The sequence below is a fragment of the Rhodoblastus acidophilus genome (genome assembly GCF_025961575.1).
Classification (GTDB): domain Bacteria; phylum Pseudomonadota; class Alphaproteobacteria; order Rhizobiales; family Beijerinckiaceae; genus Rhodoblastus; species Rhodoblastus acidophilus_C.
In genome coordinates this window covers 1-13,933 of sequence record NZ_JAOQNX010000046.1, presented here as the reverse complement: position 1 = coordinate 13,933, position 13,933 = coordinate 1, and the positions used below count along the sequence as shown (strand labels likewise).

9 protein-coding genes are annotated in these 13,933 nt (G+C 52.0%); all 9 read left to right on the top strand.

The window, feature by feature from the left end:
• The first annotated feature begins 242 nt into the window (after positions 1–242).
• Entirely contained in the window at positions 243–1,817 is a 1,575-nt protein-coding gene (locus M2320_RS21960) for a portal protein (protein ID WP_264599121.1), read from the top strand.
• Positions 1,814–2,608 carry a capsid assembly protein gene (locus tag M2320_RS21955; protein ID WP_264599120.1) on the top strand — a complete coding sequence of 265 codons (795 nt, stop codon included), beginning with the start codon at positions 1,814–1,816 and terminating at the stop codon, positions 2,606–2,608. Before M2320_RS21960 ends, M2320_RS21955 begins: the two co-directional genes overlap by 4 nt.
• Before the next feature lie 5 nt (positions 2,609–2,613).
• On the top strand, positions 2,614–2,832 hold the full coding sequence (locus tag M2320_RS23425; protein ID WP_425540709.1) for an HNH endonuclease: 219 nt from the start codon (positions 2,614–2,616) through the stop codon (positions 2,830–2,832).
• A 132-nt stretch (positions 2,833–2,964) separates the two neighbouring features.
• Positions 2,965–3,927, top strand: a complete 963-nt coding sequence (locus M2320_RS21950) for a phage capsid protein (RefSeq protein ID WP_264599119.1) — start codon at positions 2,965–2,967, stop codon at positions 3,925–3,927.
• Positions 3,928–3,995: 68 nt separating this feature from the next.
• Positions 3,996–4,613: a hypothetical protein gene (locus M2320_RS21945; protein WP_264599118.1), complete on the top strand. Its 618-nt coding sequence runs from the start codon at positions 3,996–3,998 to the stop codon at positions 4,611–4,613.
• A 21-nt stretch (positions 4,614–4,634) separates the two neighbouring features.
• Positions 4,635–6,971, top strand: a complete 2,337-nt coding sequence (locus tag M2320_RS21940) for a hypothetical protein (RefSeq protein WP_264599117.1) — start codon at positions 4,635–4,637, stop codon at positions 6,969–6,971.
• A gap of 445 nt (positions 6,972–7,416) precedes the next feature.
• Entirely contained in the window at positions 7,417–7,947 is a 531-nt protein-coding gene (locus M2320_RS21935) for a virion core protein, T7 gp14 family (RefSeq protein WP_264599116.1), read from the top strand.
• A 138-nt stretch (positions 7,948–8,085) separates the two neighbouring features.
• Positions 8,086–10,332 (top strand): hypothetical protein, encoded by a 2,247-nt coding sequence (locus M2320_RS21930; protein WP_264599115.1) that lies wholly within the window; start codon positions 8,086–8,088, stop codon positions 10,330–10,332.
• A 9-nt stretch (positions 10,333–10,341) separates the two neighbouring features.
• Positions 10,342–13,933: hypothetical protein (locus tag M2320_RS21925; RefSeq protein ID WP_264599114.1), on the top strand; the 3,592-nt coding region annotated here is incomplete at its 3' end.

The following is a 13,933-nucleotide window of genomic DNA, read 5'->3' as shown; positions in this document are numbered from 1 at the left end:
TGGAGACTCGAAATAATGTGCTTCGGCTATTCAACGCCAACTATTCAATCCCCGGCTACTCCACCGCCTCCCCCGGATGTGCTGGATCAGGCCGCCCCTGAAACCCCTAACTCCCAAACTGATGCTGCTGCTCTTGCGGCGGCTGCTAGTGGTGCCAGTAAGTACAAGACCTCTCGTGGGCTTGGTATTGAAGCTGGTGGTTCCTCTGGTTCTACAGGTACGGGACTCGGAATTAGCATGTAATGGAGAACCGCTCATTTACGTGTAAAGCACGGTATGAGCACCTAGAACCAGACCGATTTGTCTTCTTGCAAAGGGCCAGACAGTGTTCAGAACTGACAATCCCTACGTTGATCCCTCCGCTGGGTCATAACAAGACCACGAAGTACTATACGCCGTGGCAAGGCATCGGTGCCAGAGGTGTGAATAACCTGGCTTCTAAACTCCTGCTCGCCCTGCTACCGCCGAATAGCCCTTGCTTTAGACTACAGGTTGACTCCTTCACCCTCCAGAAGATCGCTGGTAATGACACTGTGCGGTCCCAGGTAGAGGATGGGTTAGGCAAGATCGAACGTGCTGTTACCGACGAAATCGAAGGTACTGGCATGAGGGCGCCTATCTTCCAGACCCTTAAGCACTTGATCATCGGTGGTAATGCACTGCTGTACCTCCCTCCTAAGACGGGAACACGAGTGTTCGGCCTCGATAACTATGTGGCTGTCCGTGATCCCAAAGGTAACCTCCTAGAGGTCATCATCAAGGAAGTGGTCAATGCTGACGCCCTCGATAACAAGGCCATTGATCGCCTAGAGGATATGCAAGAGGGAGAGGAAACCAAGCCGGATAAGGATGATGAGGTCGAGGTCTACACTAGGTTTTACCGTGGTGAAGACAATCGATGGCATATGTACCAAGAGGTTCTAGGTGAGGAAGTCCCTGGTTCTCGTGGTTCCTGGCCCTTGGAGAAGCCTCCTATTCTCTGCCTGAGGTGGACGGCTGTTGAGGGTGAGGACTATGGTCGTTCCTATGTTGAGGAATACATCGGTGATCTGATCGCCTTGGAAGCCCTGAGTAAGGCAATGGTTGAGGCCGCTGCTTCCGCTTCTAAGATCATCTGGTTGGTATCACCTAATGGTGTGACCCGCGCTAAGGACATCACTGAGTCTGAATCTGGCGATGCCATTGTTGGTCACAAGGATGATGTTCACTGTCTCCAATCGGAGAAACAGGCTGATATGAAGATTGCCTACGAGGCAGTCAAAACCATCACTGAACGCCTGAGCTATGCCTTCCTGCTGTCCTCGGCCATCCAACGGAATGGCGAGCGTGTAACCGCTGAGGAAATCCGATACATGGCCGGTGAGCTTGAGGATGCCCTTGGTGGCGTCTACTCGATCCTCGCCCAGGAGTTCCAGCTTCCCCTCATCATGCGCGTCATGGACCGTATGCAGAAGGCGAAGCGATTGCCTGACCTCCCTAAGGATGTGGTCAAACCTGTGATCGTCACTGGTCTAGCGGCTCTTGGCCGTGGGCATGACCTCAACAAACTCCAGATGTTCATGCAGGGTCTGCAACAGTTTGGACCTCAGGCTCTTTCATATATCAATATTCCTGACTTGATTACCCGATGGGGAACCTCCCTCATGATTGACATGGGTGGATTGGTGAAAGACCCACAACAAGTTCAACAGGAACAACAACAGATGATGCAGCAGCAGCAACTAGGCGACATCGCTAGTAAAGCCGCACCAAACGCTGTGAAAGCCATTAGTGATCATATGATGGCTGCTAACCAAGGACAACAACCCACGCAATGAGTAATCTCGAAACCGTAACCATTCAGAATACCACCACTGAGCCGACCCTGGAGGAAACGGCTAAGGCCATGGGTATTGACCCGGCCAATGTGGATGACACCGCTCAAAGCCAGAGTGCTCCCCAGAGTGAGCGACCGGCTTGGCTCCCTGAAAAGTTCAAGAGTGTCGAAGAACTAGCTGCGTCCTATGCTGAGCTTGAATCCAAGCTTGGTAAGACCAGTGAACTGCCTTCCGAAAGTACTGAGAAGGAACAGGGTGAACCTGAGCCCACGGTTGAGGAAGTTGTCGAGAATGCCGGTCTGAACTTTGATGACATGGCGGCGCGCTATTGGGAAAAGGGTGAACTCCCGGCTGAGGACTATGAAGCCCTCGAAAAGGCTAACATCCCGCGCAGCCTCGTGGATCAGTTCATTGAAGGCCAGAAGGCCGTTGTGGAAGCCCAGCGCCAGACTGTGTTTAGCACGGTAGGCGGCGAAGCGAAGTACAACGACATGCTCACCTGGGCGGCGCAGAACTACACCAAGGCTGAGGTCGAGGCGTTCAACAAAGCCGTCAACGGTCCTGACATGAATGCAACGCTGCTTGCGGTGAAGGGCCTCCAGGCGCGCTACACGGCTAACTACGGTGTGGAGCCGTCGAACGTCGTGGAAGGCAAAACCCCTCGTGGTGACAACACCCGGTATGAATCTATTGCGCAACTCCAGAAGGACATGGGTGATCCCCGGTACCAGAAGGACCCTGCGTTCAGAGCTAAGGTCGAGGCTAAACTCGCTCGCTCCGACATCTTCTAAAGATCATGGCGAGAGACTATAGCTACGATACCAAGTATGAGTCCTCGCCTGAGCAAAAGAAAGCTCGTGCTTCCCGTAACAGGGCGAGGCGGCTCATGATCAAAGAACACGGTAAGGCTGCACTAAAAGGTAAAGACGTGGACCACAGTGATGGTAATCCTAGGAATAACAGCCGTCGAAACCTCCACATTACCTCTGTGCATTACAACCGCGCTAAGCACTAATAGGCCCAACTGGTAGCTCCTGAGGGAGAGCCACAAGGATAACCCATTTAAGAGCAAGGCAAACACACAAACCAAAACCCATAATGATTACGCAAGGGATTATATTACCCTTGTTTGGAAATTATCTTTAAAATGGCTAATGCTTCTCCGTCTCGTATCGGCCAGCAGCTCGGCGCTGGTGATACCCGACAGCTTTTCCTGAAGGTCTTCTCTGGTGAAGTCCTGACGGTCTACGACGCTAACACTGTGATGAAGGACAAGGTTCGCGTCCGAAACATCACTTCCGGTAAGTCGGCTCAGTTCCCCGCTATTGGTCGTACCAAGGCGTCCTACCATACGCCCGGCACTGAGATCACTGGTGACATCATCCAGCAGGACGAGAAGGTCATCACCATCGATGATCTGCTCATTGCGGACACCTTTATCTCCCGCATCGACGAAGCGATGACCCACTTTGAGGTCCGCTCGGAGTACTCGAAGCGCATGGGTCAGGCCCTGGCTCAGACCTATGACCGCAACCTGTTGTCCCTGGCTGTTAAGGCTGCTCGTGACACTGGTGCTGGTGGTCTGGGTGTTGGTGCTGTTGGTCAGCAGAATGCTGTCTCCACGGCTATCGGTGCGTCTCCCACGGTGCAGAACATCGTTGACGCCCTGTATACCGCCGCTGCGCAGTTCGATAAGAACTTCCTGCCGGATCAGGACCGCTACGCCGTTGTGTCGCCTGACGTTTACTGGAACCTCGTTACCAACGATAAGTTGCTCAACAAGTTCTTCAACGAGGGCAACGGTGACTACTCCAAGGGTAAGCTCTATGAGATCGCTGGCTTCAAGCTGGTGAAGTCTCCGAACCTGTCCCTGGATCACACTGCGGCGACCGGCACGTACCCGGACTACAACTCCAAGTACACTGTGGATGCGTCTAAGACCCTCGTCCTGTGTATGACCCCGGAGGCGCTTGGTACCGTGAAGCTCTTGGACCTCTCGTCTGAGATGCAGTACGACATTCGCCGCCAGGGTACGCTCATGGTGTCGAAGATGGCCGTTGGTCACGGTGTGCTGCGTCCTGAGGCGCTGTACGAAATCAAGAAGACCTAACAATCAAAGGGGAGGTATCACTACGGTGGTGCTTCCCCTTTTTTGCTCCCTTTGCCTGCCAATAGGCAGTGCCTGAGTTTAATCATTTGACCTTTGGACCTTTGACTCAGCTTGAGGCGGTAAACATCGTGCTCAGCGGACAAGGTGAACCCTCGGTGAACGACATCGAATCCGGTGGTGTTGACGCTCAGATTGCCATGGACATCCTTAATGAGACTACACGTCGTGTTATGGATAAAGGTTGGCACTGGAACAGAGAGCTTCACACTCTTTCACCCGATAGTAATGGGTTTATCAATCTTCCGGCTAATACCTCCCGCGTGGACACCACAGGATACGACAAGAACGTAGACGTTGTTCAACGTGGTTTGAGACTGTTTGACCGGACGAATAACACTTACGTTTTCAATAATCCCATCCAGATTGAAATCTATGTGCTCTTGGAGTGGGATGAACTGCCTAACACGGCGCGACTATTCATTGCCTATTCCTCTGCTGCTACGTTCCAGAAGCGTATGCTGAGTTCTGACACCCTCGATAAGATGCTCGAAAAGAACATGACTGACGCCTGGATAGAACTCGTCAGGGCAGAGATGGAAGTGGCTGATTATAACATGGTGCGTGACAACTGGTCCGTACTTGGGGCTATGCAACGTGCTGGCTTCAACAGAGGCAATTATCTGTAACAAATGCTGACTTGTGTTCCGGTGCCCAACCTGATCACTGGAGTTTCACAGCAACCCCCGTCTATGCGTCTGCCGACATCGGCTGAGAAGATGGAAAATGCGTGGCCCTCGGTGATCACAGGGCTAAACAAGAGGATGCCAACTGAGCATCTAGCTAAGCTAAACTTTAATGTTAGCACCTCTGCTGTTGGTCATATCATCGACAGAGACGCGCAATACCAGTACCTAGTGGTTATCTATGATGGTAACCTCAAGGTGTTCGACCTCCAAGGAAACGAGAAGACCGTCCACTTTGATGTCAACAAGGATTACCTTGGGGCGAGCGATCCGGTTACCGCCTTTCGGTTCCTGACGATCCAAGACACCACCTTCATTCTGAATAGGGAAGTCACGGTTTCTTCCACCCAAGGTTATGAACCGATCCCCAATGGTGGTACACGAGTTCCCGCTACCAATATCGCTACCGTTGTAGTTAAGCAGTCTGTAGCCAACTCTTATTACTCAATCTATATCAATGGTGTGAGTAAGGTGTCGATCATAACTCCTACTGGCACGTCTGCGGACACGTCTGTCCCAGGTACTTCTAGGATTGCGGAGCAACTGGTTGCAGGGTTGACCACTTCTGGTGTCACTGCGGTTGCGAATGGTTCGACCATTTCAATCTCAGGGTTGTCCGCTAGTGACACTGTAGACGCAAGGTCAACCAATGGTGACACCGCTATGAAGGTCTATAGGGACTCAATCTCGTCCTTCTCTGATCTGCCTCCTAAGGAAATCGAGGGTCGGCTTGTGAAGGTGAAGGGTGATGTTAAGACCCATGGTGACGACTATTATGTGGTCTACCACAACGGTATCTGGGTGGAAACGGCAGGGTGGAACCAGGGCGGACGCCTCAATGCGTGGTCCATGCCCCACCTGTTGGTTCGCAATGCGGACGGCTCGTTTACGTTCAAGGAAAGCTCCTGGCAGGAACGCCTAGCGGGGGACATCACGTCGAACCCTCAGCCATCCTTTGTGGGAAGCAACCTGAATGACATATTCCTGTACACCAACAGGCTCGGCCTCCTCAGCAACACCAATGTGATCCTCTCGGAAGCCAACAAGTTTGAGAACTTCTTCAGGAACACAATTGCCACACTAATGGATAACGACCCGCTGGACTTCAGTGTTCTAGCTGCTACAGCCAATGACGATAGCGTCAGGCACGCCATTCCGTTCAACAAAGACTTGCTCATTATGGCGGATAGGTCGCAGCACCACTTGCAGTACATGAACTATGTCGGGCCTAAGACAATCCAAATCCAGTTCACCACCTCGTTCAACTGTGCATCACACATTAAGCCAATCAATATGGGTGGCTCAGTGTACTTCATGGATGACAGGTACAGCTACCAGTACGCTAAGATGTTCGAGTACTTCCCTAAGATGTATGTCCAACAGGATGATGCACAGGAGGTAAGCGATCCGGTACCTAGGTTCATGCCTCAGGGTATCACGTTCTTCACTGGTTCCCCTCGTGTTAATGCCGTGGCAGTTCACAGTAAGAATGACCCGAGCATCTTGTACCTCTATAAGTACTACTGGTCTGGTGACAAGAAAATTCAGAACTCCTGGGGTAAGTGGGTTTTCCCGGATTGCTCTAAAATCCATTGGGGCAAGTTCTCTAACAACTATCTCTACCTGTTGATCCAACGTAGTGATGGATTGTGCATGGAACGTATCAAGTGTGATGAGATTACCTATGATGAAACATCAGGGTCGTACATCTTGCTTGACCGGCTTCTCACCAATTCACAAATCTGGATTACCTATGATCCAGCGAGTGATGTGAGCACCATTGGTCTACCGTATTCGACCACTGAGGAAGTCAAGGTTATCTCCAGTTCTGATACTGAGACGAACATTGTGTCCGAAGTCACCAAAGTGAATAACTCAACTGTTTCCGTTCCAGGGGACATGCGGAGTAGGGAGGTTTACGTAGGTATCACCTATACGTTTACCTTTGAGTTCACTCAGCCTTACATCAGGATACCCAAGGGTAGCGGTGACGTTATAAGCATGGATGGTAGATATGTGATGAGGTACCTGAACCTCGCCTATAGCAACGCCACCTACTTCAAAGCTGTGCTCAACCTGTCTGGTAGACAGCCGTGGACCAAGGTGTTCGACGCTAACATCCAGAATGACCCTAAGGTGAAGATCGGGGAAACCCAGAGCTATACGGGTGTGTTCCGAGTGGCGCTCGCCGGGCCGAACACTGATGTCTCGCTCACGCTGATCAACGATGGACCTTTCAATTCATCCTTTGGTTCAGCCGAGTGGTATGGCTTCTATTCACCGAAGGCTAAGCGCCTGTGATCAGACCCTCTGTTATAGAGGATGTTGAGTACCTAAGCGACAAACTGAGGCGTGAGGACGTAGTAGAGTGTACAGCACTAGGCCATACACCTAGCGACGCCCTCATGCACGGTCTAAAGCACTCCATCCCATGTTATACCATGGTCACCCAAACGGGAACCCCTTGTGGTATAGGCGGTGTGGTACCGGCTGGTAATAGGTTCGGGTTAGCGTGGCTAACAGGTACACCTCATATGGTTGACCACACGAAGACACTCATTCATGACGCTAAGCAGTTGCTGGTACAGCTATATGATGACTACGACTGTTTAGGGAACTGGACGCATGTTGACAACGTGGTTCACCACAGGTGGCTCAAGTGGTTGGGTTTCAAGTTCATCAATAAGGTGGAACTAACCCCTGGCAATCATTTCTACGAGTTCGCTCGTTTAAAAGGAACAACATAATGTGTACGCCACTGGCACTAGGAGGGTTGGCTATTCAGGCGGCTGGCACACTCACCAACTTTGCTACCCAAGCCGCCGCCAACTCCGCTTACAACACGGCAGCCCGAAAGAACGCCCTCGATGCCTCTGTAGCGGCTGCTCAAGCCTATGGGGACGAAGGCAAGAAATATACGTACAACATGCGGGAACTCCAGCAGCAGGGCTACAAGGCCGTTATGCAAGGGCGCCAAGCCCAGGGTACCGCCATTGCGTCCGCAGGAGCTGCCGGGTTCGACGGATCGTCCATCTCAGTGGGGTCCATCCTGGCCGCTGAGGCGCAGAAGACGGCTATGAACCTCGACAACATCAAGACGAAACAGGAAGACCAACGTAATTCCTATGAGTCCACTGTGAGTTCAATTGAGGCTCAAGCTAAAGGTAGAGCTAATTCAATGACTCCTAAGGCGGCACCTAGTGCTTTGGCCTTGGGTATCAACCTAGCTGGAGAAGGTTTGGAGGCTGCTAAGTCTGCCAACTACTTCAGTACCTAAGGATAAACAATATTGATCGTAATCCCTGACCAGCAGGATGTGTCCCTTATCCCTGAACGGGGGTCACGTCTACAGACACGAGATACTTACGCAAGGGCTGCTGTTCCTCAACAGGCTGATCCTGCCCTTGGCGACTCCATGATGCACGTAGGTAAACTACTGTATAGCATCAATGCAGAGCAACAGGGTAAGGCTGAGGACGACGAGAAGCGAAACCACCAGCTCTATGTGAGCCAGGTTTCAAACGCTATGGCGTCCAAGGGTGGTGGTTGGGACGACAGCACAGTGAATAACATCCTGTCTCCGCTCCATCCGGCTACTCGATCTATGGTGAGCCAGAGCTACGGGCAGCTTGAAGGACAGAAGTTCGTCGATGGTCTGGCGGCGGCGGTTCCGCCCAATGTTCTACAGTCTCCTGAGCAAGCCCAAGCCTGGATGAAGGAGCAGCGCCAGAAGGCACTCCAGCAAGCGGGTAATGTTCCGTTCTACTCTGCCGGTTACATGCAGTCGGTAGAGCAGGGGTTGTCTGGGCTGATCAGTCAGGCGAACAGTCAACGTATCCAAGGGTGGAACCAAACCATCCTCGATGCAAAGAAGACTGAGTGGGTAAACTCGACATCTGGTAATTATAACCCAGTGTATGCACCTAACCGTGCTGATGCTCAGACTGTTGTTCAGACTGCTAGTAATCTCAATATGGACCCTCGTGGTCTGTCTGCTATCCTTGCACTAGAGAGTGCTCACAACCCGAATGCCAAAGGTGGTAAAGACAACCTCTATGAAGGTCTGATCCAGTTTGGCCCATGGGAACAACAGCACTACAAGGTCAACAGAAGCACGCCATTTGCTCAACAGATGGTAGCCGCCGAGCAGTTCCTTAGGGACCGTGGGTTCAAGGCTACAGGTAACCTAGAGCAAGACGTTAGGAATGCCTACAAGGCTATCAACCCTGGGGCGTTTAAGACTGGCGAGGGCGATGAACTCGTTAAGCGTATGCTTCGGGGAGACAAGTGGCAGGAGGGGTTGAAGTTCCTTGGTGTCACCAATGATGCGTCCTCGTTCGGACAAGCGTTGCTCCCTAAGGAACCCTACAAGGTAGCGTCTGCTGGTGGCACTGTTCCTGTACCGTCAGGTAATCCCAATGCTAATCCGGCTGATATACCCTTTGGTTCACCTAAGGCACAGATTGCTGGACCTGATGTCCCTTGGGATGCTCAGCGTATGCTTGACTCCTTCGCTAAGTCGGATGCTGAGGTTGGTGCTACCACGCCTTGGTTGAAAGCCCAGCTTAAGGATGCTGCTGCCCAGACGTTCATGCAGAAGGCTCTCGATCTGAAGGACCAGAGGTATCTCCAGGCGTTCCCACAGCACCTCCTCAATGCCGAACAGAAGCACGCCTATTCGCAGGCCGCTCAGCACATTGCTGCTCTCAAGGTCCACGATCTGGCTGAAGATGCCCGTAAGGCCAAGGAAGCCCAGGAGGCGATTAAAGACGGGCTGATCACGAACATCGACACCAAGATGGCGAATGGTCAGCCACTGTCCGTCCAGGATGCCTATGGCCCTGATGGCAAGGTAAACCACGAGGCATTCCAATACTTCCTACAGCAGCGAGAGATTAACGCTCGTGTCAGTCCCATGGAGTCCAAGCTCAACAAGGACAACATGATGAATGACATCCAGAAGTCCGTGATTGATGGACAGTGGGAACGTGTTGACCCGTCGTTGAAAGGTACTACGCCCGATGAGAAAACCCTCAGGGAACTCATTAGGTGGAACCCGAACATCAACTCGACTGAGAAGGCTAAGCTCTCGGAAGACCTCAGGAACACCCTCACAGTGGCTAACATCGTGAATAGCCAGCAGGTTACCGACAGCTACGATGCCAAGGTTAAGCCGTTCATTGATGCGATCAACAAGAACCCTGTGTCCAGTCCGTTGGGCAAGCTGGTTGGTGCCAACTACTCCGGTGCAGCCAAGACGTTCTTCCAGAATGAAATCCTTAGCCACCTTAGGGCGCTACCGGCGCTACCTACTGGTCAGCAAGAGAAACAGATTGTTGATGAGTCTATTAAGGCCACCATCGAACACCTGAACCTCATGCAGAAACTGGTTACGGAATCGAGTAAGAACCCTGAGGCGGATGCTTATAAGGTAGAGTCGAAAGCGAAGCCTGCTGAGCCTGCTAAGGCACAGTTTAAACTACAGTTATCGCCTGATGGCAAGCCTATCGTCGTTCCTAATATCGATGGTAGCAAACCTAAGGAAAAGAAAGAGGAACAACATACGGAAGTGCCTCCGCCTCCGGTGGTACAGCATGTCCACTCAGTGGATACTAACTCCATCGGAAGCATGTTTAAGGCTATCTCCCCGTTTGGGAACTAAGAGAGGTTAATGGCTACATACGAATACAATGGTAAGACGTTGGAAGCACCTGATGGTACGTCTCCTGAACATCTCCTTGAGGCGTTTAAGCAAATGGAGCAACAGGATGTAGCCAATCAGGTTCCTCGCACTCCCGATGAATTACTACCAAGTGAGCAGGGGGCTAGTTCCCCTGTTTCCATTCCTAGTGACGCCGGTTTCGATCCTAAGACGTTACACAAGAACAAGGATTGGCTTGATGCCTCTAGGATCACCTATAAGAAGAACAATGGCTTAGACTTCCAGGGTTCCGATGCGGACCTTGCTGAGTATGGCCTCGATCAAATGGGGTGGTTCAATTACAACCTTCCCCGCATGGCTGTGGACGCTAAGCGTATTCAAGATGCGTCACCTGAGGAAAAGAAGGCGTTCCTCACCCTTATAGATATGTATGATAAGACTGGTATCTCCTGGGGTGGCTTTGGACGGTTCATCAAAGGTGCTGCGCTTGATCCCACCACCTATGTTGGACTTGGGTCCTTCGGCCTAGGTGCTATCAGTGGTCAAGCCACTAAGCTTGCCTCCAAGGAAGCACTCAAGGAAATGCTCCGGTACGGCATTCAGGTTGGCATTGATGGCGCCATCCAGGGAGCCACCACGAACCTGATCACCCAGCAGGCCAAGGTAAATGCTGGTGGTCAAGACGGTATCCACATCGGTGAAGCCGCATTGTCCACTGTGTTGGGCGCTACGGTTGGTGGTGCTCTTGGTGCTGGCGGTACTGCTGCAACCATTGGTCTTCGTAAGGAGGTCCAGGCGGCTGCACGTGGTGCGACAAAGGAAGAACCGGGTATCGCCAAGGATGAACTCCTCAAGGTTATGGAGGAGAAAGCCAATGGTGTTCCTAATCCTGAGGCTAAACCTGCTACCGCTGAGGTCAAACCTGTTGGTGATGCTCCTAGTGGGAATGAAGTCCTCGACGCTATTAAGACCCTGGCTGAGTCCGGTAGACCTCGTGAGAACACTCCTGACTTTGTTCTTGAGGGCGTGACCGCAGCGAAGAACCTCCTTCTGAACCTCCCTGAAGGCCAGTTGAAGAAGTCTCTGTTAGAACTCCGTGACGCCACTGTTGATAAGACCGAGAGGGAATACCTCGATAGGACTATTAAGAGTGCCTATGAGACGATGGAGGCTAAGGCTTACCTTTCCTTTGATGAACTCCAGAGGGTTACTGAGACTGATCCTGCCGGTGTAGAAAAGCATGTTGCTCATTCGCAACTCAGGTCTATCGCCGATGCTCTTAAGGATGTCGATAAGGAACTGTCGAGCCCGTTGGGTTCATCCCTGGCACAACGTGTTGGTGGATTGAATACCAATGAGTTCCGAGAGATTACGCCTGAGACGTACCTGAGGGCTGCTAATAAGACACCTGAGTCTGCTAGTGCTGAGGATTGGGCTGCTGCCCACGCTAGGTACTATGAAGACATCTCCAAGTGGGCTCAACGAGGCATTGCCTCAGAGGAAGTCCAGAAGCTGGAGAAGGGTATCAAGGATGCCTATGACGGCAATGACATCGGCACTGCCATGCAGCTCACTGGCGAACGCAACGCCAAGCTGGCTTCCATTATGGATCAAGAACAGCAGCAAGCTGGTGTGGTCCGCAAGTCCGCTAACCTGTTGCTCAAGGGGCTGAACGAGTTCGTCATCTCAACGGTGCTCACTTCGTCAACCCTGGCGGCTAACACCATCCCCTCGGTGATGAAGACCCTTTATCGCCCTGCGCTAGATGCTGTGGTGACCGGGCTTGACGAGGCGGCGCTGCGGAGGATGTCGAGCACTTATTCAACCCTTGGCACTTCCATGGGTGTGGCCTTCCGAGCCGCCAAGCTGGCCTTCGATATGGAGAAATCCCTTCTGAGGACCGATGGAGGCAAATACCTGGAACAGGCCCCGGTGATCCCCGGAGTGGCCGGGCGCTACCTGCGCGTCGTCCCTCGGCTCCTGGAGGCTACTGACGAGTTCTTCTCCCAGATGAACTACAGAGCGTTCGTACAGGGTGAGGCCACGTTCAACGCCATCAATGCCGCCAATGAGAAGGGTCTTACCGGGAAAGCCAAGGAGGACTTCGTTAAGCAAGCTGTTGAGAAGGCTCATAAGCAATCGTTCTCACCTGACATCGATGTGGTGGACGTGCTCGATAGCCTCAGGCAGACAGGGCTTAACAAAGGTCTGAGTGGGGATAAGCTCACTGAGTGGGTGAAGGCACAGCTTGATGGGAACAAAGACCTCTTCAAGGATGCCATCAACCAAGCAGGTAGGAAGTTCTCGGATGACCTGTTGTTTAAGCGTGAGTTCTCAGGTGATAACTGGGCTTCACGTTTGGCTCAATCCTATGAACGGGAAGTCAACAAGAACCCTTGGATGAGACTCGTAGGGCAGTTGTTCTTCAGGACTCCAGTCCGAGTGTTTGAAGAAGGGTTCCGCCTCACTGCTGGCCTGAACATGCTCTCAGGTACCGTTATCCCGGGGACGTTCATTAAAGACCTTCGTGGTGGTAATGGTCCGCAGGCTCAGATTAGAGCACAGGGTGAAGCCATGTTATCCTTTGGCATCGCCTCTGCTGTTATGATCATGTATGCCAATGGTGCTATTACCTCTGGTGGGCCTAGTGATTCGAAAATCAACAGGGAAGCACAAGCTGCTAACCATGATCAGTATGTGGTGAAGTTCGGTGATCACAAGTTCGACTTCAAGAACATGGACCCGTTCTCAACCCCTATGAAGATCGTGGCTAACCTGTTGGATAAGTACCATGAGGCTGTCTATAGGGAAGCCCAGGGTGATCCGAAGCCTGATGAAGCTAAGGTAGCCTCTGCTATCGCCATCGCTTTGTTGCCGGTGGCTAAGGCCGTGGCCGACGCTAATCTTGTCGAAGGTCTAACCCAGGGTATGCAATTCGGGTCTGACCTGATGGACACCGAGAAGAACGAGAGTGCTCTGGAAGGCTGGATTGGTAAGAAGCTCCAACTGGCGTATCCCTCGATGCTCAACAAGGTCACCACTCAGGTTAGCCCTGAGCTGACTGATCCCCGGACAATCTCGCAGTACTTCTGGTCGAAGATCAACCCGAGTGATCCACTGGTACCCAAGAAATATGATGCCCTCGGTTACCCCATGGAGAACGATCACCCTATGGGAATGCTCACTGGTATTAAGTACTGGAAAGACACTAATGATCCCAAGGCTCGCAGGCAGATGGTCAATGATGAACTCTATAAGATTTCACTGGCTACCGATGCGAAGTTCATTGTTCCATACAAGATGGACTTCCCTGGGCTTCAAGGGATTGACCTGAGAACCAAGACGACAGCCGATGGCAAAACCACGTTGTACGATAGGTTCATGGAGTACTACAGGGCTCAGAAACCTGAGGAACAGTTGTATCCCGTTCTCGGTGTTGGATCATATGGTACTAAACGATATGATGGCACTAAGGTACAGATGGTTCATAGCATACTGAAGCCCCTAAGGGATGCGGCTATGTATAGACTGATGTCTGAAGAGACTGGTGTGCATCAATCGTTCATCGAGAACTTTATAAACAAGGGCGAAGCTCTTTCCG